At 74.4% G+C, this 20490-nt stretch carries 20 protein-coding genes; 8 read left to right on the top strand and 12 right to left on the bottom strand.

Annotated features, from left to right (window positions below):
• Positions 1–2: 2 nt before the first annotated feature.
• Together NP075_RS14735 and NP075_RS14730 are read left to right on the top strand one after the other, a co-directional pair.
• Positions 3–1064 carry an alcohol dehydrogenase catalytic domain-containing protein gene (locus NP075_RS14735; RefSeq protein ID WP_227565245.1) on the top strand — a complete coding sequence of 354 codons (1062 nt, stop codon included), beginning with the start codon at positions 3–5 and terminating at the stop codon, positions 1062–1064.
• A gap of 237 nt (positions 1065–1301) precedes the next feature.
• Positions 1302–2951: a glycosyl hydrolase family 18 protein gene (locus NP075_RS14730; protein ID WP_227565246.1), complete on the top strand. Its 1650-nt coding sequence runs from the start codon at positions 1302–1304 to the stop codon at positions 2949–2951.
• Between the two features lie 377 nt (positions 2952–3328).
• On the opposite strand, the gene NP075_RS14725 is transcribed toward NP075_RS14730, so the two are convergent.
• Positions 3329–4108: an aldo/keto reductase gene (locus tag NP075_RS14725; RefSeq protein WP_227565247.1), complete on the bottom strand. Its 780-nt coding sequence runs from the start codon at positions 4106–4108 to the stop codon at positions 3329–3331.
• Positions 4109–4133: 25 nt separating this feature from the next.
• Positions 4134–4718 carry a TetR/AcrR family transcriptional regulator gene (locus tag NP075_RS14720; protein WP_227565248.1) on the bottom strand — a complete coding sequence of 195 codons (585 nt, stop codon included), beginning with the start codon at positions 4716–4718 and terminating at the stop codon, positions 4134–4136.
• 74 nt (positions 4719–4792) lie between these two features.
• Here NP075_RS14720 and NP075_RS14715 point away from each other — a divergent pair, with 74 nt between their 5' ends.
• The gene (locus NP075_RS14715; RefSeq protein ID WP_227565249.1) at positions 4793–6604 is read left to right on the top strand and encodes an ABC transporter ATP-binding protein; all 1812 of its coding nucleotides are present in this window, start codon (positions 4793–4795) and stop codon (positions 6602–6604) included.
• Positions 6605–6616: 12 nt separating this feature from the next.
• On the opposite strand, the gene NP075_RS14710 is transcribed toward NP075_RS14715, so the two are convergent.
• Positions 6617–6979: an MmcQ/YjbR family DNA-binding protein gene (locus NP075_RS14710; protein WP_227565250.1), complete on the bottom strand. Its 363-nt coding sequence runs from the start codon at positions 6977–6979 to the stop codon at positions 6617–6619.
• Between the two features lie 49 nt (positions 6980–7028).
• Positions 7029–7736, bottom strand: a complete 708-nt coding sequence (locus tag NP075_RS14705) for a nucleotidyltransferase family protein (RefSeq protein WP_256791152.1) — start codon at positions 7734–7736, stop codon at positions 7029–7031.
• Positions 7737–7856: 120 nt separating this feature from the next.
• Between NP075_RS14705 and NP075_RS14700 the strand changes: the two genes are divergently transcribed.
• Together NP075_RS14700 and NP075_RS14695 are read left to right on the top strand one after the other, a co-directional pair.
• Complete coding sequence (locus NP075_RS14700; protein WP_227565252.1) at positions 7857–8639, top strand: endonuclease/exonuclease/phosphatase family protein; 783 nt, start codon at positions 7857–7859, stop codon at positions 8637–8639.
• A gap of 208 nt (positions 8640–8847) precedes the next feature.
• Complete coding sequence (locus NP075_RS14695) at positions 8848–9120, top strand: adhesin (protein WP_227565253.1); 273 nt, start codon at positions 8848–8850, stop codon at positions 9118–9120.
• Between the two features lie 123 nt (positions 9121–9243).
• On the opposite strand, the gene NP075_RS14690 is transcribed toward NP075_RS14695, so the two are convergent.
• The 6 genes from NP075_RS14690 to NP075_RS14665 all read right to left on the bottom strand — a co-directional run bounded on the left by NP075_RS14690 (position 9244) and on the right by NP075_RS14665 (position 15061).
• Positions 9244–9864 carry a CE1759 family FMN reductase gene (locus NP075_RS14690; protein WP_227565254.1) on the bottom strand — a complete coding sequence of 207 codons (621 nt, stop codon included), beginning with the start codon at positions 9862–9864 and terminating at the stop codon, positions 9244–9246.
• Between the two features lie 227 nt (positions 9865–10091).
• A complete protein-coding gene (locus tag NP075_RS14685) occupies positions 10092–11261 on the bottom strand; it encodes an LLM class flavin-dependent oxidoreductase (RefSeq protein ID WP_227565255.1) in 1170 nt (389 codons plus the stop codon).
• Between the two features lie 69 nt (positions 11262–11330).
• Complete coding sequence (locus tag NP075_RS14680; RefSeq protein WP_227565256.1) at positions 11331–11546, bottom strand: hypothetical protein; 216 nt, start codon at positions 11544–11546, stop codon at positions 11331–11333.
• Positions 11527–12240 carry a S24/S26 family peptidase gene (locus NP075_RS14675; protein ID WP_227565257.1) on the bottom strand — a complete coding sequence of 238 codons (714 nt, stop codon included), beginning with the start codon at positions 12238–12240 and terminating at the stop codon, positions 11527–11529. The genes NP075_RS14680 and NP075_RS14675 overlap by 20 nt, the downstream gene beginning before the upstream one ends.
• A 7-nt stretch (positions 12241–12247) precedes the next feature.
• Complete coding sequence (locus NP075_RS14670) at positions 12248–12973, bottom strand: hypothetical protein (protein WP_227565258.1); 726 nt, start codon at positions 12971–12973, stop codon at positions 12248–12250.
• 120 nt (positions 12974–13093) lie between these two features.
• Complete coding sequence (locus tag NP075_RS14665) at positions 13094–15061, bottom strand: putative bifunctional diguanylate cyclase/phosphodiesterase (protein WP_227565259.1); 1968 nt, start codon at positions 15059–15061, stop codon at positions 13094–13096.
• A gap of 233 nt (positions 15062–15294) precedes the next feature.
• Between NP075_RS14665 and msrB the strand changes: the two genes are divergently transcribed.
• The 3 genes from msrB to NP075_RS14650 all read left to right on the top strand — a co-directional run bounded on the left by msrB (position 15295) and on the right by NP075_RS14650 (position 17110).
• Positions 15295–15732 (top strand): peptide-methionine (R)-S-oxide reductase MsrB, encoded by a 438-nt coding sequence (msrB, locus tag NP075_RS14660; RefSeq protein ID WP_227565260.1) that lies wholly within the window; start codon positions 15295–15297, stop codon positions 15730–15732.
• A gap of 120 nt (positions 15733–15852) precedes the next feature.
• Complete coding sequence (locus NP075_RS14655) at positions 15853–16614, top strand: NERD domain-containing protein (RefSeq protein ID WP_227565261.1); 762 nt, start codon at positions 15853–15855, stop codon at positions 16612–16614.
• Positions 16615–16648: 34 nt separating this feature from the next.
• Positions 16649–17110, top strand: coding sequence for a MarR family winged helix-turn-helix transcriptional regulator (locus NP075_RS14650; protein WP_227565262.1), 462 nt, complete (start codon positions 16649–16651; stop codon positions 17108–17110).
• A 46-nt stretch (positions 17111–17156) separates the two neighbouring features.
• Here NP075_RS14650 and NP075_RS14645 read toward each other — a convergent pair whose 3' ends face one another.
• Both NP075_RS14645 and NP075_RS14640 read right to left on the bottom strand, forming a co-directional pair.
• On the bottom strand, positions 17157–18704 hold the full coding sequence (locus NP075_RS14645) for an MFS transporter (protein ID WP_227565371.1): 1548 nt from the start codon (positions 18702–18704) through the stop codon (positions 17157–17159).
• A 213-nt stretch (positions 18705–18917) separates the two neighbouring features.
• Positions 18918–20384: a sugar porter family MFS transporter gene (locus NP075_RS14640; RefSeq protein ID WP_227565263.1), complete on the bottom strand. Its 1467-nt coding sequence runs from the start codon at positions 20382–20384 to the stop codon at positions 18918–18920.
• Positions 20385–20490 lie beyond the last annotated feature (106 nt).

The following is a 20490-nucleotide window of genomic DNA, read 5'->3' as shown; positions in this document are numbered from 1 at the left end:
CCGTGCGCGCGGTCGTGGTGGACGAGTTCGGGACGACGCCCCAGGTCAGGCGGGTCCCCGACCCCGTGTGCCCGCCCGACGGCGTGGTGGTCCGGGTGGCCGCGACGGGCGTGTGCCGCAGCGACTGGCACGCCTGGCAGGGGCACGACGACGACGTGCGCCTGCCCCACGTGCCGGGGCACGAGCTCGCCGGCACGGTCGTCGAGGCGGGGCCCGACGTGCGCCGCTGGGCGGTCGGCGACGTCGTCACGGTGCCGTTCGTCATGGCGTGCGGCGCGTGCGCGACGTGCCGGGCGGGCGACCAGCAGGTCTGCCCGGACCAGACCCAGCCCGGGTTCACGCAGTGGGGCTCGTTCGCCGAGCTCGTGGCGCTCGACCGCGCCGACACCAACCTGGTGCGGGTGCCGCAGGGCATGACGCCGGTCGCCGCCGCCGCGCTGGGCTGCCGGTTCGCGACCGCGTACCGCGCCGTCACCGTGCACGCCGCCGTCCGGCCGGGCGACCAGGTCGTCGTCCTCGGCTGCGGCGGCGTCGGCCTGTCGGCCGTCATGGTCGCGGCGGCGGCCGGTGCCCGGGTCGTCGCGGTCGACCCCGCGCCGGCGGCGCGGCGGGCGGCGCAGGCGGCCGGCGCCGACCTGACCGTCGACCCCGGCGACGACCCACCGGCGGCGCTCGCCGCCCGGCTCGTCGAGGCGACCGGGGGAGGGGCGCACGCGTCCCTCGACGCGCTCGGCAGCCCGGCCACCGCCCAGGCGGGGGTGCTGGCGCTGCGCCGACGCGGCCGGCACGTGCAGGTAGGGCTGCTGCTGCGCGCCGACGCGTGGACGGCGCTGCCGATGGACCGCGTCGTCGCCTGGGAGCTGTCCGTGCACGGCAGCCACGGCATGGCGGCGCACGAGTACCCCGCGATGCTCGCGGCGATCGCCGCCGGGCGGCTGGAGCCGGCGACCCTGGTGGCGCGCACGATCGGGCTCGACGACGCCCCGGACGCGCTCGCCGCGATGTCGCCCGGCGGGCCGGGGGCGGCCCCCGTGGCGGCGGGGATGACCGTCGTCGTCCCCTGACGCACCCCTGCGGTCACGGCGGCGGTCCCGCCGTCCGTCGTCCCGCGGCGCGGATCACCTGATCGGGTGGGCGCACTGCCCTGACCTCGCCCGATGTCCGACCGGCAACCCGCCCCGCAGTGACGGACTGTGTTGTCCCGAGTCATCACATGATTGACCGCTCGCGCGGCGCAGGGCTAGCGTCGGAGACGTCCGATTAGTACATAGTCCTTACATATTCGACGGACGGGAGTCGAGATGTCGAGCTGCAGAGCCGAGGGCAGGACCAGGGACGCCAGGCGCACGGGTCGAACCGCGCGCGGTCGCACCGCGGCGGCGTTCGCCGCGGTCGTCGCGCTGCTCGTGACCGGGCTGGCGACGGCGCCGGCGGCGAGCGCCGCGGGTGGCGTGACGGTCACGTTCGCACCGCAGGGCGACTGGGGCACGGGCCACCAGGTCGCCGTCACCGTGACCAACACCGGCACCGCGAGCGTGCCGACGTGGACCGTCGACTTCCGGCTGCCGGCCGGTGTCGCGATCACCAGCGCGTGGGACGCCGACGTCACGCGCACCGGCCAGGACCACCGGGCCGTCAGCAAGGGGTGGGCGGGCGCGCTCGCGCCCGGGGCCTCGCAGACCTGGGGCTACGTCGCCTCCGGCGGGTACGGCGCACCCACGGCCTGCGCCGTCAACGGCGGGACGTGCACGGGCGGTCCCGGCACGCCGACGCCCACCCCGACGGTCACCCCCACCCCGAGGCCCACACCGACCCCGACCCCGACCGTCCCGCCCCCGGGCGGCGGCAAGGTCGTCGGCTACTTCGCCGAGTGGGGCGTGTACGCCCGCAACTACCACGTGAAGAACATCCACACGTCGGGCGCGGCGGACCGCATGACGCACATCCTCTACGCGTTCGGCAACACCACCGGCGGACGCTGCTCGGTGGGGGACCCCTACGCGGACCACGACAAGGCGTACACCGCGGCCGACTCGGTCGACGGCGTCGCCGACACCTGGGACCAGCCGCTGCGCGGGTCCTTCAGCCAGCTGCGCAAGCTCAAGGCCATGCACCCGGGCCTCAAGGTCATCTGGTCGTTCGGCGGGTGGACGTGGTCCGGCGGCTTCACGCAGGCCGCCGCGGACCCCGCGGCGTTCGCGCAGTCCTGCTACGACCTCGTGGAGGACCCGCGCTGGGCCGACGTCTTCGACGGCATCGACGTCGACTGGGAGTACCCGAACGCGTGCGGCCTGACCTGCGACTCCTCCGGGCCGCAGGCCTTCGACCGCGTCGTGACGGCGCTGCGGCAGAAGTTCGGCACCGGCAACCTGGTGACCGCGGCCATCACGGCCGACGGGTCGCCCGGCGGCAAGATCGACGCGGCGGACTACGCGACCGCGGCGACGAAGCTCGACTGGATCATGCCGATGACGTACGACTACTTCGGTGCCTTCACCCCGCAGGGCCCGACGGCGCCGCACTCGCCGCTCACGTCCTACGCGGGCATCCCGCAGCAGGGCTTCAACGCCCAGGCCGCGGTGGACAAGCTGATCGCCCAGGGGATCCCGGCGCGCAAGATCCTGCTGGGCGTCGGCTTCTACGGCCGCGGCTGGTCCGGGGTCACGCAGACGGCACCCGGCGGCACCGCGACGGGTGCCGCTCCCGGCACGTACGAGCAGGGCATCGAGGACTACAAGGTCCTCAAGCAGCGGTGCCCGGCCACCGGCACGGTCGGCGGCACGGCGTACGCGCGGTGCGGCACGGAGTGGTGGGGCTACGACACGCCCGCCACCGTCACGTCGAAGATGGCGTGGGCCCGCGGCAGGGGCCTGGGCGGCGCCTTCTTCTGGGAGCTGTCCGGCGACACCCCGGACGGTGAGCTCGTGCGCGCCGTTGCGGGCGGATGGTGACCGGCCCGTGACGCCCGCGCCCCGGCCGCCCGACGGCCGGGGCGCGGGCTGCGGACCGTCTGGGCGCACGCCGACCGGCGCCCGGACCGGCTGTGGTTGACGTCACGTCCGGATGTCCGGTAGACCTTGCCGCGGCGGCACAACGGCGTGGCGCCGATCGCAGGACACGGGTCCGGTTCCTCGGTAGGCCGAGCGCCCGACGTGCTCGCCGGTCGCTCCGCGACGGCGGCGAGCACGTGCGGTGTGGGAGCGCAACCACCCACCGCCGGATCGTGGCACATCCCCGCTCACGGCATCCCCTGGACGTGCGGCGAGGCCCGGACGCACCCGTCCGGGCCTCGCTCGCAGCACGTGCGTCCAGCACGTGCGTCGCGCCGTCAGCGTCCCAGCGTGTCGATCGCCGCGACCTCGTCCGGCGTCAGCGTGAAGCCGAGCACGGCGAGGTTCTCCTCGATGCGCTCGCGGCGCACCGACTTCGGGATCACGACGACGTCGTGCTCGATGTGCCAGCGCAGCACGACCTGTGCGGGCGTCACGCCGTGCGCGCGCGCCGCCGCGACGATCGGCTCGGCGTCCAGGTCGGTGCGCTTGAGCGGGCTGTACCCCTCGACGACGACGCCCCGCTCGCGGTGCGCCGCGAGCAGCGCCGGGTCGTGGTCGACGGGGGAGTAGGGGATCTGGTTGACGGCCGGCGCCTCGCCCGTCGCCGCGATCAGCTCGTCGATCTGCGCGATCGAGTAGTTCGAGACGCCGATCGATCGCACGAGGCCTTCGTCGCGCGCGTCGCGGAACCGCTGCCAGACGTCCGGGCGGGCCTCCTTGCCCGGCGGCCAGTGGATCAGCCACAGGTCGAGGTGGTCGGTCGTGAGTGCGACGAGGGACTCGGCGAGCGTCTGCCGCTCGCGCCCCGCGTGGTCCGGGGGCAGCTTCGACGTCAGGAAGACGTCGTCGCGGTCGATGCCGCGCGTGGTGAGCGCGCGGCCGACCTGCGCCTCGTTGCCGTAGCCGGTCGCGGTGTCGACGTGGCGGTAGCCCAGCTGGAGCGCCGTGCTGACGGCGAGCTCCGCGTCGGAGCCCTCCGACTGCCACGTGCCGAGGCCGAGCACGGGGATGTCGCCGCCGGGTAGGGACAGGGTGGGGGTGGGGGTGTCAGGCATGCTCCATCCTTGCCCACCGGGGGCGTCATCGCAGGTCGGGGCGCTCCGGCGCGAGCGACTTCTCGAGCGTGAGCAGCAGGCGGGTGACGACGGCGTGGCGGTCGGCCCGGGCGGTGCGCACGGTCGACCACGCGAGGTACAGGACCGACCACACGACGCCCAGCGCCCACTCGGCGTCGAACCGGGGGTCGATCGAGCCGTCCCGCAGGCCGCGTGCGTACAGGGCGCCCAGGGCGGCGTCGTTCGTCGGGTCCTGCGCCCAGGAGTCCTCGGGGACGATGCCGGTGAACAGCACCGTCAGGAGGTCACCCAGCTCGAGGTACTCCTGCGCGACGCGCAGCAGCGCGTCCAGGGCCGTGCCGTCGTCGAGCCGCGCCCGCGCGTGCGCGGCGGTGAGCCCGGCGGCGGCGTGGGCGCCGACGGCGGCGAGCAGGTCGTCGCGCTCCGGGAAGTAGCGGTGCAGCGTGGTCCGACCGACGTCGGCGAGCTCGGCGACCCGGCCCAGAGAGGCCGAGGGGTCGTCGGCCAGCGCGCGGATGGCGGCTTCGAGGATCGCCTGCCGGGTCCGGGCGCGGGGGCCCGTCACGGGTGGGGGTGCCTGGTTCGCCACGAGCGAACGGTACACCGGAGAACTGGTAGGGATTGCTATTGACCACAATGGAACAGGAGTGCTCCACTCGCAGGATGGTCGCCGCACCGTCACCGCCCGAGACGCCCACCGCCGCAGCCGAGCCGGACGGGCGCCGCCGCCTGCGCATCCTGCTCGAGCTGGTCCGGCCCCACCGACGCACCCTCGGCACGGGCCTCCTGCTCGGCCTCGCCGGCACCGGGCTGTCCCTCGCCACCCCCATGGTCACCAAGTGGGTGCTCGACACCCTGGGGACCGGGGAGTCCTTGGCGCGGCCGGTCGGGTGGCTGCTCGCGCTCTTCGCGGTCGGGTCGGTCGTGGGGTACACGCAGTGGGTCCTCATGGGGACGCTGGCCGAGCGGATCGTCCTCGACGCGCGCGAGTCGCTCGTGCGCCGCTACCTGCGGGCCACGGTCGCGGCCGTCACGGGCCGCCCCACCGGCGAGCTCGTCACCCGCGTCACCTCGGACACCGTCCTGCTGCGCGAGGCGACGTCGTCCAGCATCGTCGGGCTCGTCAACGGGGTCGTGGCGCTCGTCGGCACCCTCGTCCTCATGGGCGTGCTCGACCGCGTGCTCCTCGGCACGACCGTCGCGGCGATCGTCGTCGTGGGCGCCCTCATGGCCGTGCTGCTGCCCGGCATCGGCGCCGCCGAGCGGGCCTCCCAGGAGGCACTGGGCACGCTCGGCGGCACGCTGGAGGGGTCGCTGCGCGCCGTCCGCACCGTCAAGTCCAGCCGTGCCGAGGACCGCCAGGCGGCCACCGTCCTCGGCGCCGCGCGCGAGGCGCGCGACCACGCGGTGCGCGCGGTGCGGACCGCCGCGGTCGCGTGGAGCGTGTCGTGGGGCGGCATCCAGCTCGCCATCATCGTCATCCTGGGGCTCGGCGCGTGGCGCGTCGGCGAGGGCGAGCTCGCCGTGTCCAGCCTCGTGGCGTTCCTGCTCTACGCCTTCAACATCGTCGGGCCCATCACCGACCTCACGCAGTCCCTGACGCAGCTGCAGTCCGGGATCGCGGCGGCGGGGCGCATCAGCGAGGTGGCCGCGATGGACGTGGAGCCGCAGGCGGCGAGCGCGCCGGTGCCCGTACGCCCCGCGCCGGACGGCCCCGACGGCGTCCACGTCATCGAGCTGCGCGACGTCACGGCCGCCTACGGTCCGGGCCTGCCCCCGGCAGTGCGCGAGCTGTCGCTGACGGTCCCGCGGCACGGGCACACGGCGCTCGTCGGGCCGTCCGGCGCCGGCAAGACGACGGTGTTCTCGCTGCTGCTGCGGTTCCTGGAGCCGCAGTCGGGGCAGCTGCTGCTGGACGGGCGGCCGTACGCCGGCTGGAGCCACGCCGACGTGCGCTCCCGCTTCGCGTACGTCGAGCAGGAGACCCCCGTCGTGCCGGGCACGATCCGCGACAACCTGCTGTTCAGCAACCCGGCCGCGACCGACGAGGAGCTGCGCCGGGCGCTCGCGGCGGTACGCCTCGACGGCGCCTTCGACGCGCTTCCCGACGGGCTGGACACCCGGCTGACGGAGACGTCCGTCTCCGGCGGACAGCGTCAGCGCATCGCGCTCGCCCGCGCGCTGCTGTGCCGCCCTCAGGTGATGCTGCTGGACGAGGCGACGGCGCAGGTCGACGGACTCACGGAGGCCGCGGTGCACGACGCGATCCGCGTGCTGGCGACCACCGGCGCCGTCGTGACGGTCGCGCACCGGCTGTCCACCGTCGTCGACGCGGACACGATCCTCGTGCTGGAGGACGGCAGGGTCCGCGCGCGCGGGACCCACGCCGAGCTCCTCGCGTCGGACCAGCTGTACCGGGACCTCGTGGAGGCGCTGCGGATCACCGACGTCCCCGCGGACGCCGACGTCGGGTGACGCCGCCGGACGTCAGCCGGGCCCACCCGCCGACGTGCCCGGACCCAGGTGCGCATGGCGCCGGCGCAGCACGTCGGGCGCCGCCCACCACCACGACTCCGCCAGGTGGGCGCGCACCAGGTCGGCGTCGGCGGCCCGCAGGTCGACCAGCACGAGGTCCGTGCCGCGGTGGTGGTCCGTCGTGGAGTACACGTCCGGCTCCTGCGCCGCCAGCGCCCGCCGCTCGCCGTCGTCCTCCACGTGCACCGTCAGGCGGTGCGCGTCCCACATCCGGGCGACGAGCCGGCGGTGGAACCACGCGGGCTCGCCCCAGCTCGAGCGCTCGGTGACGTCCGGCAGCGCCAGGGCCAGTCGTCGTACGTCGTCGACGTCCACCCCGCCATGGTGCCGCGCGCCGTCCCGCGGCGCGCGGCACCGGTGGGTCTCACTCCTCGGAGCCGGGACCCGTCCGGCCGGGCCCCGCCGTCATCCGCTCGCCGGGGTGGCCCGTCAGGCCGAGCTCGTCGGCCAGGAACAGGAAGGCCCGCGCGTACGGCTGGTCGGTAATCTCGGTGCTCACGCGGTCCCAGTCGATCTGCTCGCGCAGCGCGCGGGCCATCGGCAGCAGCCACGTGAAGTCGCAGTAGTGCTCACCGAGCACGCGCATCTTGGCGGAGATGATGTCCGTCGCCGGGAGCACCGGCATGCGCACGGCCAGCACCTCGAGCTCGTCGGCCTGCGCGAGCTGCTCGTGGGTGACCGGCTCGCCGACCATCCGGAAGATGACGTCGATGAGCTGGCCGTGGTGGTACGCCTTGAACAGCCAGTTCTCGGCGGGCTGCTGCACGTCCAGGCCGGCGGCCGCCAGGGCGGCACGGGCGGCGTCGACGTCCTCCTCGGCGACCGCGAAGTCGGCGTCGTGGCTCGGCTCGGGTGCCCCGCGGGCCCACGCGGCGTAGCCGCCGACGAGCGCGAAGGGGATCTGCGCGTCGAGCAGGGCCACGGCGGTCCGCCGCAGCCCGTCCTGCAGGGCCGCGCGGTCGTCGGGCGTCTCGGCGCCGGTCGGCACGGGCAGCGGAGGGGGAGCCGCACCCATGAGCGGCGCTGGTCCGGCAGGGCTCGGGCCTGTCGTCGGTGTCGGGGTCGAGTGCATGCACCGGTGTCTACACCGCACCCGGCGCGCTCGCGCGTCGAGCGCACCGCGGGGTCGGGCCGTGCGCGCCGGAGGACCACCTGCCGTGCGGCCCGGGGGAGGTGCGGTGAGAATCGCAGGGTGCGCCTCGCGACGTTCAACATCCTGCACGGGCGCTCGCTCGCGGACGGGCGGGTCGACCTCGCCCGGTTCGCCGACGCCGTGCGCCGCCTGGACGCCGACGTCCTCGCGCTCCAGGAGGTCGACCGGGCGCAGGAGCGGTCGCACGGCGCCGACCTGACCGCCGTGGCCGCCGACGCGATGGGCGCCGAGCACCACCGCTTCGTCGCGACCCTGCACGGCGAGCCGGGCCTGTGGGTCGCCGGCACGGGCGAGGAGCAGCCCGACGCCGCCGCCTACGGCATCGCACTGCTCTCGCGGCGGCCGGTGCAGGCCTGGCACGTGCTGACCCTGCCGACCCTGCGGCGGCGGGCGCCCGTCCGGTTCCCCGGCGCGCGGTGGCCGGCCCTCGTGCGGGACGAGCCGCGCACCGCGCTCGCGGCGGTCGTGGACGACGGGCGGGGCCCGCTCACCGTCGTCGGGACCCACCTGACGTTCATCCCCGGCTGGAACGTGCGGCAGCTGCGGCACCTGGTGCGGGTGACCCGCACGATGCCGGGCCCGAAGGTCGTCATGGGCGACCTCAACCTCGCGGGGGAGCAGCCGTCGCGGCTGTCGGGCCTGCGCTCGCTGGTGCAGGCACCGACGTTCCCCGTGGCGGAGCCCGTCCGGCAGCTCGACCACGTGCTGGCGGGACCGGGCCTGCACGCCACGGGTGCGGGGGAGTCGCTCGACCTCGGGCTGTCGGACCACCGGGCGCTCGTCGTCGACGTCGCGCGGGCCCACGTCGGCGCGCGGGGGTAGGGCCGGCGCGCGGCCTGCCCGCGGTGTGGCGCGGTCTCGCCCAGCGGGACGCGGGGTTGCGACGACGCGCGGGGCCGGGTCACGGTGGAGGCGTCCGACGGCGTCGGACCGGGGCTCGTCGTCCCGCGGGTGGGGGCCTGTCGCGCACCACCGCTGCGGGGCCGCGGGTGCCGGCCGACGTCCCCAGGCCCGCGGAGAGGAGCACCCCGTGCTCACCCTGACCGAGAACGCCCGTACCGCCGTCGAGACCCTCACGAGCCGCGCCGGACTCCCCGACGAGGGCGGTCTGCGCATCGCCGAGCAGGACGACGGCGGCTTCCAGCTCGAGCTCGTCGCCGGTCCCGCTGCGGGGGACGACGTCGTGGGGGAAGCAGACGCACGCGTGTACGTCGACCCGCGCACCGCGCAGACGCTCGCGGACCAGCAGCTCGACGTCGAGGCGACGGACGACGGCACCGTGTTCACCCTGACACCGCAGTGAGCTCAGGCACCGCAGTGAGCTCAGGCGCCGGGCGGCACACCCGCCCGGACGTGCGGCGAGGGCCGGTCACCCGACGGTGACCGGCCCTCGTCGTGCCGGAGGGCGTGCGCCCGCCCGCGCGGCTCAGGCGCCGCCGAGCAGGTCCTCGAACGACGGCACGGAGTCGTACAGCCCGCCGCGTGCGACGGGCTCGCGCGCCGCCACGCGCTGCGCGAGCTCCGCGGCCGCCCGGCGGACACGGGCCGGCAGGGGCTGGACGTCGTCGGTGCCCGCGTCGGCCCAGTCGTCGGTCGCGGCGAACACCGCCGTCGGCGCGACGTCGGCGCGCAGGTACGCGAACAGGGGCCGCAGCGCGTGGTCGAGCGCGAGCGAGTGGCGCGGGGTGCCGCCCGTCGCGCCGAGGAGCACCGGGGTCCCGTCGAGGGTCCCGGGCTCCAGGACGTCCACGAACGACTTGAACAGCCCCGCGTACGAGGCGGCGAAGACGGGGGTGACCGCGATGACGCCGTCGGCCCCGGCCAGGGCGCTCTGCGCGGCCGCGAGCTCCGGACGGGCGTAGCCGGTGAGCGTCATGTCGACGACGTCGTGCGCGAGGCCGCGCAGCTCGACGACCTCGAGGACCGCGTCCAGGCCGCGGGCGGCCAGGTCGGCGACGGTCGCCTCGGCGAGGCGGTCGGCGAGCATGCGCGTCGACGACGGCTGGGACAGCCCGCCGGAGACGACGACGATCGAACGGGACGGCATGGGGTCCTCCTGGGGAGGTGCTGGGCGGAACTGGATCGCACTGTCACGGTGAGAGTGCGATCCGGTCGGGGGTGACGGCGGAACTGGATCGCACTGTCACGGTGAGAGTGCGATCCGGTCGGGGGTGACGGTGGACTGGATCGCACTGTCGCGGTGAGAGTGCGATCCGGTCGGGGGTGACGGTGGACTGGATCGCACTGTCGCGGTGAGAGTGCGATCCGGTCCGGTCAGCGCAGGGAGACGGCGTCGAGGTCGTCCTCGGCGGCCCTGCCCGTCCAGTGGTCGCCGGGCGCGACCTGCTGGGTGTGCACCTGGCCCGCGGCCCTGGCGGCCGCGACGCGCTCGGCGTGCGTCGGGGGGTTCGCCGGCACGTCCGCGGGGCGGCGCGACTCGGCCTCGCGGCGCAGCACGGGCACGACGTCCTCGGCGAGGATGTCGATCTGCTCCAGGACGGTCTTGAGCGGCAGGCCGGCGTGGTCCATGAGGAACAGCTGGCGCTGGTAGTGACCGACCTGCTCCCAGAAGGCGCCGTACCGGTCGATGACCTGCTGCGGGCTGCCGACGGTCAGCGGCGTCTCGCGCGTGAAGTCCTCCATCGACGGCCCGTGCCCGTAGACGGGCGCGTTGTCGAAGTACGGCCGGAACTCGTCCCACGCGTCCTGGCTGTTCTTGCGCATGAACACCTGGCCGCCGAGCCCGACGATCGCCTGGTCCGCGCGGCCGTGGCCGTGGTGCTCGTACCGCTGCCGGTAGAAGCTCACCATCTGCGCGGTGTGCTCCATGGGCCAGAAGATCGCGTTGTGGAGGAACCCGTCGCCGTAGTACGCGGCCTGCTCGGCGATCTCGGGGGAGCGGATCGAGCCGTGCCAGACGAACGGCGCGACGCCGTCGAGCGGGCGCGGCGTGGACGTGAAGCCCTGCAGCGGCGTCCGGAACTTGCCGCTCCAGTCGACGACGTCCTCCTCCCACAGCCGGCGCAGCAGCGCGTAGTTCTCGACGGCCAGCGGGATGCCCTGGCGGAGGTCCTTGCCGAACCACGGGTAGACCGGGCCGGTGTTGCCGCGGCCCATCATGAGGTCCATGCGGCCGTCGGCGATGACCTGGAGCATCGCGTACTCCTCGGCCAGCCGGACGGGGTCGTTGGTGGTGATGAGCGTCGTCGCGGTGGACAGCACGATGTTCTTCGTGCGGCCCGCGAGGTAGCCGAGCATCGTCGTGGGGGACGACGGCACGAACGGCGGGTTGTGGTGCTCACCGGTGGCGAAGACGTCGAGCCCGGCCGCGTCGGCGTGCTCGGCGATCGTGAGCATCGCGCGCACGCGCTCGGTGTCGTCGGGGGTCCGGCCGGTGGTGGGGTCGGTCGTGACGTCACCGACCGAGAAGATCCCGAACTGCATGGCGCACCTCGTTCGTCGAAGTCGATGCGTTTGCATCGATCAGCGGCCTCAACCTCCGCGGGCCGGCGCCTATTCCGCCGCGGGCGCCGTCGTGCCGACGGGTGCCGGCGGCTGCGCGGGCGTCCAGAGCGTGCCCGTGACGTCCACCGTGTGCGTCAGCAGCGCCGCGGTGCGGTCGGGTGCCGGCGCGACCAGGAGGAGGGTGCCCAGGACCACCAGCAGCACCAGCCGCAGCCACGTGCCGCGCGCGCCGTTCCCGGGCACGTCAGTCGAGGAGGAGCGCATCGACCCTCCCGTCGTCCAGCGGGCGCCGCGACCGCTGCGCCCGGCGCCGACCCTCGACGACCGAGACCACCTCGAGCGTCGCGAGCGCGACGAGGGCCGGCACGAGCATCACCGCGCGCCCCTGCGCGGACGCGGCCCACGTCAGCAGCGAGCCCCAGCCGTGGTGGACGTCCAGGAGCACGCCGCGCACCCGCTCGACGGGGGTCGCGTTCGCGTCCGGCGCCGGGTTCGCGTCCCCCTGCGTGCGGATGTACGGCTGCAGCACCGGCTCGCCGGCGTCGTCGAGGACCGGCTCGGTGCGCCCCCCGCCGTCCGGCACCTCGCGCATGGCCGGCAGGTTGTGCAGCGACACGATGCGGTGCGTCACCAGCCCGGTCGCCCCCACCGGCTGGAAGGTCACGACGAGACCCGGCTTGAGCTCCGAGGGGTCGGAGACGGGCCGCAGCACGACGACGTCACCCGCGACGAGCTGCGGCGCCATCGAGCCCGACGTCACGATGAGCAGCCGCTGGCCCTGGGCCTGGAACCACAGCGGCACGGCCAACGACGTGAGGTACGCGAGCGTGCCGACGGCCACGACGGACCACAGGGCCACGCTCGTGGCGACCCGCCACCACGGCGCGCGCCGTCGGACCGTCGGCCGCCCGGCCCGACGGTCGACGAAGGGCTGCGCGGCCCGCTCCACGACTGTCATCGTCGTCTCAGTTGTTCACCGTCTGCTCGGAGTCGAGCTGGAACGTTAGGCTCGTCGCGGTGTTCTGGTAGGTGTTGCCCGCAGCGGACGACAGGTCCGCCCGCACGCACAGCGTCTCCTGCGTGGTCACGCCCTCGAGCACCCGGTCGTCCGTGTCCTGGCCTGTCTGCGGGTCGCCCACGATCGGGGTCATGTCGGTCGGCAGGCCGTAGTCGCCCTCGACCAGGTCGGCCGTGTCGCCCAGCACCGCCACCCCGGTGGCGGGCTCGCCCTCCGGGTTGTCGCCGCCGGTGGCCTCGATCGTGCACGGCGTGCCGCTGAAGACGCGGATGCGCAGCTGGTCGTGCAGCAGGCCGTCGCCCTGGACGACTCCGGCCGGGAGCGGGTTCGGAGCAGTGGCCCGTGACGCCGCCATGCTCACGGCGTAGCGCAGCTCCAACGAGCCGGCGTTGCTCACGACGACCGGTGCGACGACGGCGCCGCCCGGGGCGAGCCCCTCCACCGGCACGTCGAACCTGACGTCCTCCCCGCCGGTGCTCAGCACGACGGTCCCGGTGCTGATCCCGCCGGTCAGGGGGTCCTTGTCCGTGAACAGCGCCGACGTCGTCAGCGACGTCACGCCGACGCCCGCGAGCACGAGGATGGAGCCGGTGGCCCACGCGCGTCGGCGCCGTGCCACGTCCTGGCGGGACGGAGCCGGGTCGATCATGTCCTCGAGCAGCTCGTCCATCATCGCCGTCGTCCCTCCAGCGGTCCGCGCCCTGCCGTGCCACCGCGCGATCGCGGCCACACCCCACCCACATCGGCTGTGGTCGACACGTCGTGGACGCGACTTGAGGGTTGTGGCGTCGATTCACCCGATGGGGTGAAGGGCGTGGTCGCCGGGAGGGTGAACGGCGTCGGCGGGAGCGGGTCGCGCCCACAGGAACCCCTGCGCGCGGTCGACACCGAGCCGGGCGAGCGTGGCGGCCGTCTCGGCGTCCTCGACGCCCTCGGCCACCACCCGCAGCCCGAACGAGTGCGCCAGGTCGACCATCGCCTGCACGACCACCTCGGACCCCGACCGCCCGCCCTCGCCCAGGTCGGCGACGAACAGCCGGTCGATCTTGAGCTCGGCCACCGGCAGGTCCCGCAGCTGCGAGATGGACGTCGTCCCCGTGCCGAAGTCGTCGATCGCGACGCGCACGCCCAGCGCACCCAGCCGCTCGAGCACGGGCACCACGCGGGACGGGTCCGCGACGAGCGCGGTCTCCGTGATCTCCACCTCGAGGAGCGACGGGTCGACCCCGTGCTCCGCCAGCAGCGCCTCGATCAGCTCCACGACAGCGGGGCTGACGACGTCGTGCGCGGACAGGTTCACCGCCACGGGCACGGCCTCGCCCTGCGCCTGCCAGCGGGCGAGCTGGCGCACCGACTCCCCGAGGGCGAACTCGGTGACGCGGTGGATGAGGCCCGACTGCTCGGCCAGCGGCACGAACGTGCCGGGCGGCAGGAGCCCGCGCGTGGGGTGCCGCCACCGGATCAGCGCCTCCAGGCCGACCGTGCGGTGCGACGACAGCTCGATCTTCGGCTGGTAGTGCATCTCCAGCTGCGGCTCGCCGTCGGACCGGGCGTGCGCCTCGAGCACGCGGTGCAGCTCGCCCAGCAGGACCAGGCGCGCCGGTGAGGAGTCGTCCGCGTCGGGCGAGTACACGCTGACCCCCGTGCGGTGGTGCTTGGCGGCGTACATCGCGATGTCCGCGGTCCGCATGAGCGCCGACGCGTCGGCCGCGTGGTCCGGGAGACAGGCCACGCCGATGGAGGTCTCGACGTGCAGCGCGATCTCGCTGAGCTCGAACGGCTGGGTGAACAGGCCGCGGACCCGCCGCGCCAGCCGCTCGGCGTTGGCCACCGTGCGGACGTCCGGCAGCAGGATCGCGAACTCGTCGCCGCCGAGGCGCGCCACCACGTCGTCGTCGCGCAGCGCGTCGCGCAGCCGCTCGGCCACCTGGCGCAGCAGCTCGTCCCCGTGGTCGTGCCCCAGCGTGTCGTTGATGTCCTTGAAGCGGTCGATGTCGAGCAGGATCAGCCCGACCCGGGCGCCGTCGTCCGCGACCCGGTCGATGGCCCGCTGCATCTGGTCGGCGAGCAGCCGCCGGTTCGGCAGGCCGGTGAGGGAGTCGAGCAGGGCGAGGCGAGCGTTCTCCAGCGCTGTCGCCCGCAGCCGACGCGACGTGGCGTGCACGATGCGGAACAGCGCCAGCCACAGCACGACCAGGCTGCCGGCGACGACGAGCGTGACCGTGCGGGTCGCGTCGCGCAGCGTCTCCTGCGCCGTGGTGTGGTCGAGCATGACCTCCGCCGCGCCGACGACGGCCCCCGGGTCGATGCCGTCCGGTGCGTCCGGCGTCGCGGTGTCGGCCGCGAGCACCGGGACGTACGCGTCGAGGACCGTGCCCTGGTCGGCGGCGGTGTCGCTCGGCCGCACGTCCGGCTGGACCACCGCGTCCGGCACCTCGCTCTGCATCACCCCGGCCAGGCGGTCGCTGTGGGGCAGGCCCGTCGTGGCGGCGTCCGACGAGTACATCAGGCGCCCGTCCGGGCTCCACAGCCGCAGCTCGACGAGCTCGTCCTCGAACCCGCGCGTGGCCGTCGCCACCGCGGCGCGCTCGTCGGTCGACAGCACGCCCGTGACGAAGGCGGTGGACGGCACGACGCCCGCGGCGTACACCGCGATGCGGGTCGCCGACCCCGTCCCGTCCCGCAGCGCCTGACCGCGCATCTGCGTCGACGTCACCAGGACCAGCGCGACACCGACGAGGGCCATACCGAGGAGGCTCACGACGGCGAACGTGCGCGTGGGGCTCGAACGACGGCGACCGGCTGGCACGTGCACCTCTTGGCTCGGGGCGTTCCCGTGAGGGGAACCTCCCGGTCAGCGTATGACGTCACGCCTGCCTGGTGGCGGACATGGCCGCCGGGCGTGGCTGGCGCCGGCGGCGGGAACGCCCGCCGGGCGCCCGGTGTTGAGAGCCACGGTGCCGCCGCGAGGGCGGTGCGGGACGAGGAGACGACGTGAGCGACCCCGGGACCTACCCCGTGACCAAGACCGACGCGCAGTGGCAGCTGGAGCTCGAGCCGCAGGAGTTCGCCGTGCTGCGCCGCGCCGGTACCGAGCGCCCGTGGACCGGCGCCCTCCTCGACGAGCACCGCGAGGGCGTCTACCGCTGTCGCGCCTGCGGCAACGAGCTGTTCCGCTCCGACACCAAGTTCGACGCGCACTGCGGCTGGCCGAGCTTCTTCTCCCCGCTGGCCGGCGACCGTGTCGAGCTGCTCACCGACAGGACCCTGGGCATGGTCCGGACCGAGGTCCGGTGCGCGCGCTGCGGCTCCCACCTGGGCCACGTCTTCGACGACGCGCCGCAGACGCCGACGGGGGACCGGTTCTGCATGAACTCGCTCAGCCTGACCTTCGAGCCGGCGGCCGGCGAGGGGCCCGTCACGGGCGGGTGACCAGGTCCTCGGCCCCCCGGCAGCCGAGCGGGTGACGACACGCCGCGACACGCCGCCGCGCACCGAAGTCCCCCGTGGACGGGACTGAAGTACGGCGCCCGGCGTGCCGATAATGCGGACGTGGACGAGGTGCTGACGGTTCGGCGATGGCGGCGGTACGGCGCCGACCGCCTCTACGTCACGCACGAGACCGGTGCGCGGGTCGGCTCCGTCGACCTGCAGTCCGGCGAGGTCGTCGCGGACGACCCCGTCCTGGAGGCGCGGGTCCGCCGCGCGGCCCAGGCGTACCTGCGGTCCGACGTCCCCGAGCTGGTGCTGCCCGTGACCTCGGAGCTCGCGTCGCTCGACGCGCTCGACGAGGCCGGCCTCGAGGCGTGGCTCGGCGACGGCGACGACCACCCGCGCGGCGAGCGGGGCAGTCCCGTCGGTGCGCGGCTCGACCGGCTGGCCGACGACGGCTGGCAGGCCGTGCACGACGTCCCGCTCGGGCGGCAGGGGTCGGTCGTCGAGCACCTGCTGGTCGGCCCGGGAGGCATCTACACGATCACGGAGCGTCGTCACCCCGGCAGCGACGTGCGGGTCGCGGCGCGGACCATCCACGTCGACGGCCGTTCCGTGCCCTACCTGCGGGACGCCCGCCTCGAGGCGGCGCGCGTCCAGGGCCTGCTGCTGGCGGCGGGGTGCGCGGGTGCGGGGGTGCGGGCCGTCCTGGTGATCACGGGTGACCTGTCCCGCGACGCGCACGACCCGCCCCAGGACGCCCTGGTGATCGCGCGCCACGAGGTGCCCAACGTGTTCCGGCGCCTGCCGGAGCGGCTCGACCCGGCGCGGGTCTCAGCGATCGCCCAGGTGGCGCGCCGACGCACGACCTGGGCGCGCTGAACCACGCCGGCGCGGACTGCGCCAGGATGAGCGCATGAGCGACGACCCGGTGCTGCGTGTGGAGCGGGAGCTCGGCCTCTTCATGCGGCGCGCGCGGGCGGCCTCGGCGGGGCTGGCGCGCACGGTCCACCCGGACCTCGACGCGTCGGCGTACCTGCTGCTGGCGACGGTGGCGCGTGTCCCGGGGACGCGCACGAGCGACCTGGCCGACCTGCTGGGGGTGGGCCGCGGGACCATGTCCCGTCAGGTGACGCGCCTGGAGAGGCTGGGGCTGCTGGGGCGGACTCCCGACCCCCACGACTCGCGCAGCCAGCCCCTCGCGCTGACGCCCGAGGGGGAGCGCCGGCTCGCGCACGCGCGGGCCGGGCGGCAGGAGTACATGCGCCGGTCGCTCGACGCGTGGCGCGAAGAGGAGCTCACGCAGCTCGCCGACCTGCTCGGACGCCTCAACGACGACCTCGTGCGCCACACGGACCGGTCCGCCGGCCCGGGGTGAGGCCCGCGGCCCGGTCCGTGGGGTGGGCGTCCGTGCGGCCGGCGGGTCAGGAGGCGGTGGGCTCCGTCGGCGCGGCCTGGGCCGCGAGCCGCTGCTCGACGCCGGACGCACGTCCCAGCGGCACCTCGCGCAGCGCGATCACCGCGACGAGCGCGAGCAGGGCGATCGGTGCGCCGACGAGGAACAGCTCGGAGACGCCGACGCCGAAGGCGTGCTCGACGACGTGCCGCACCGGACCGGGCAGGGTCGCCAGGTCGGGCAGCGTGCTCGTGCCCCCCGAGCCCATCGCGGACGGGTCGACCCCGATCCCCGCCAGGCCGTCGGCGAGCAGGCGCGAGACCCGGCTGGACAGCAGCGCACCCAGCGCCGAGACGCCGATGGCGCCGCCGAGCGTCCGGAAGAACGCGACCATCGCCGTGCCGGCGCCCATCTCGGTGAGGGGCAGGGTGTTCTGGGTCGCCAGCACGAGGTTCTGCATGAGCATGCCGACGCCCGAGCCGACGACCAGCATGTACAGGCCGACGAGCGTGAAGCTCGTGGTCTCGTCGATCGTCCCCATGAGGCCGAGGCCGGCGGTCAGCAGGACCGCGCCGGTGACCATGACGCGCTTGTAGCGGCCGCTGGCGGAGATCGCGCGGCCGGACAGCGTGGACGCGAGGAACGTGCCGGCGACCATCGGGATGGTCAGCAGGCCGGACTCGGTGGGCGTCTTGCCGCGGGCGAGCTGCATGTACTGGCTGAGGAACACCTGCGTGCCGAACAGCGCGACGCCGACGGCGACGGACGCGAGCACGGTGAGCAGGACGGTCCGGTTGCGGAACAGGTGCAGCGGGATCATCGGCTCGGCCGCGCGCGACTCGACCAGGACGATGGCGACGACGCCCAGCAGCGAGGCGCCCACCATGACGGCGCTCTGCCAGGACACCCAGTCGAACGACGTGCCGGCGAACGTGATCCACAGCAGGAGCGTGGCGATCGAGACCGACAGCAGGATCGCACCGGCCCAGTCGATCCGTACCCGGCGCCGCACGATCGGGGGCAGGTGCAGGGTGCGCTGCAGCACGACGATCGCGGCCACGGCGATCGGCAGGCCGACGAAGAAGTTCCAGCGCCAGCCCGCGGCGTCGGTGATGACCCCGCCGAGCAGCGGCCCGCCGACCGTGCCCACGGCCATCACGGCACCCATGAGGCCCATGTACCGGCCGCGCTCGCGGGGGCTGATGATGTCGGCGATCAGGACGGTGCCCAGCGCGGTGAGGCCGCCGGCGCCGATGCCCTGCACGGCGCGCATGCCGATGAGCATCTCGGTGCTCTGCGACAGCCCGGCCAGCGCGGACGAGACGACCGAGATCACCAGCGCGACCTGCACGAGCAGCTTGCGGTCGAGGATGTCGGCGAGCTTGCCCCAGATGGGCGTCGAGACCGTGGTGGTCAGGAGGGTCGCGGTGACGACCCAGGTGAACGCGGACTGGCTGCCGCCGAGGTCGGTGATGATGCGGGGCAGCGACGTCGAGACGATGCTCGTCGCCAGGATCGAGACGAACATGCCCAGGAGGATCCCGGACAGGGCCTCGAGCACCTCGCGGTGCGTCATGCCGGTGCTGGTGGGGCCGGCGGCGGGGCCGTCGACGGGTGTGCGGGTCAGGCTCAACGGAGGGGTGCTCGCTTCCGGGCGCGGGGTGGTGGTGACCGTGCGTCGTCGGCGGTCGGGGCAGGACGTCCCGCGGCCCGAGGCCCTTCGTGACGGTTGCTTCAGGCAACCCTACGTCCGATCGTTACCTGAGGCAACAGGTTTGCGTGTCCTGCGTCAGGCGGTCGCGTCGCGTCCCCGGCGGTGGACCTTCAGGCCCTCCATGTCCTCCAGCTGCACGCCCTTGGTCTCCGGCACCTTGGTCAGCACGAAGAAGAACGACAGGAGCGCGAACCCGGCGTACATCAGGTACGGGACGGTCGCGCCCCACCGGTCGAGCATCTCGGGGAACGACAGCGTGATGAGGAAGTTGGCGACCCACTGCGCCGACGCCGCCACGCCCAGGGCGGCCGCGCGGATCCGGTTGGGGAACATCTCGCCCAGCAGCACCCACACCAGCGGGCCCCACGTCGCCCCGAAGAACACGACGAACGCGTTCGCCGCGACCAGCGCGATGACGCCCCACGCGCCCTCGAGGCTCACGTCGTCGCCGGTCCCCGTGGCGTTCATGAACGCCACGGCCATCGTCCCGAGGGAGATGGTCATGCCGGCGGACCCGACCAGCAGCAGCGGGCGGCGACCCACCTTGTCGATGAGCGCGATCGCGATGAACGTCACCAGGACGTTCGTGACCGACGTGATCGTCGAGATGAGGAACGACTGGCTCTCCTCGAACCCCACGGCCTGCCACAGCGTCGTCGAGTAGTAGAAGATCACGTTGATCCCGACGAACTGCTGGAACACCGACAGCAGGATGCCGACCCACACCACCGGCAGCAGCCCCAGGACCGGGCCGCGCAGGCTCGCCTGGTCGGCGAGCGCCGCGTCCGTGCGGATCGTCTGCTCGATCTGCGCGACGCGCTCGTCGGGGTCCTCGTCGGCGCCCAGGACGTCGGCCAGCACCGCACGGGCCTCGTCGCGGCGTCCCTGCGACACGAGGTAGCGCGGGGACTCCGGGATGCGCAGCGCCAGGATGCCGTAGACGGCGGCCGGCACCACGCACACGAGGAACATCCACCGCCACGCCTCGAGCCCGAACCACAGCTCGTTCGCCGCGCTGCCCGCGGATGTCGCCAGGAGCTGGTCCGACAGCAGGGCGGCGAAGATGCCGAGCGTGATCGCGAGCTGCTGCAGGGAGCCGAGGCGGCCGCGCATCGACGCCGGCGCGATCTCCGCGATGTACGCGGGCGCGATGACGGACGCGATGCCGATGCCGATGCCGGCCACCACGCGCCACAGCGCCAGGTCCCAGGCGGCGAACGCGAAGCCCGAGAGGATCGAGGAGACGAAGAACAGGATGGCGCCCAGCACCATGACGCGGGTCCGGCCCCAGCGGTCCGACAGGCGCCCGCCCAGCCAGGCGCCGAAGGCCGAGCCCAGCAGTGCCACGGCGACGACGAAGCCGGTCACGACCCCCGACAGCTCGAACTCCCCCTGAACGGCGTCGACGGCGCCGTTGATGACCGAGCTGTCGAACCCGAACAGGAAGCCGCCGATGGCGGCGGCGACCGCCAGCGCGACGGCCTTGCCCTTGTACTTCGAGGGGCCCGCGGATGTGTCTCGCCCTGCTGCTGCGTCGGCCATGGTCAGCCCACCCCCCGTGCCCGGGCCCGTCCCGGTCAGACCCACTGTGGCCCGCACCCGGGCGGCCCGCACGTCGGCGCCGGCGGCGTCGCGGGGCGGGCGACGG

The organism is Cellulomonas wangsupingiae, from assembly GCF_024508275.1.
Classification (GTDB): Bacteria; Actinomycetota; Actinomycetes; order Actinomycetales; family Cellulomonadaceae; genus Cellulomonas; species Cellulomonas wangsupingiae.
Note: the sequence above shows the minus strand (reverse complement) of the source record. Positions and strands in the feature narration are given on the sequence as shown.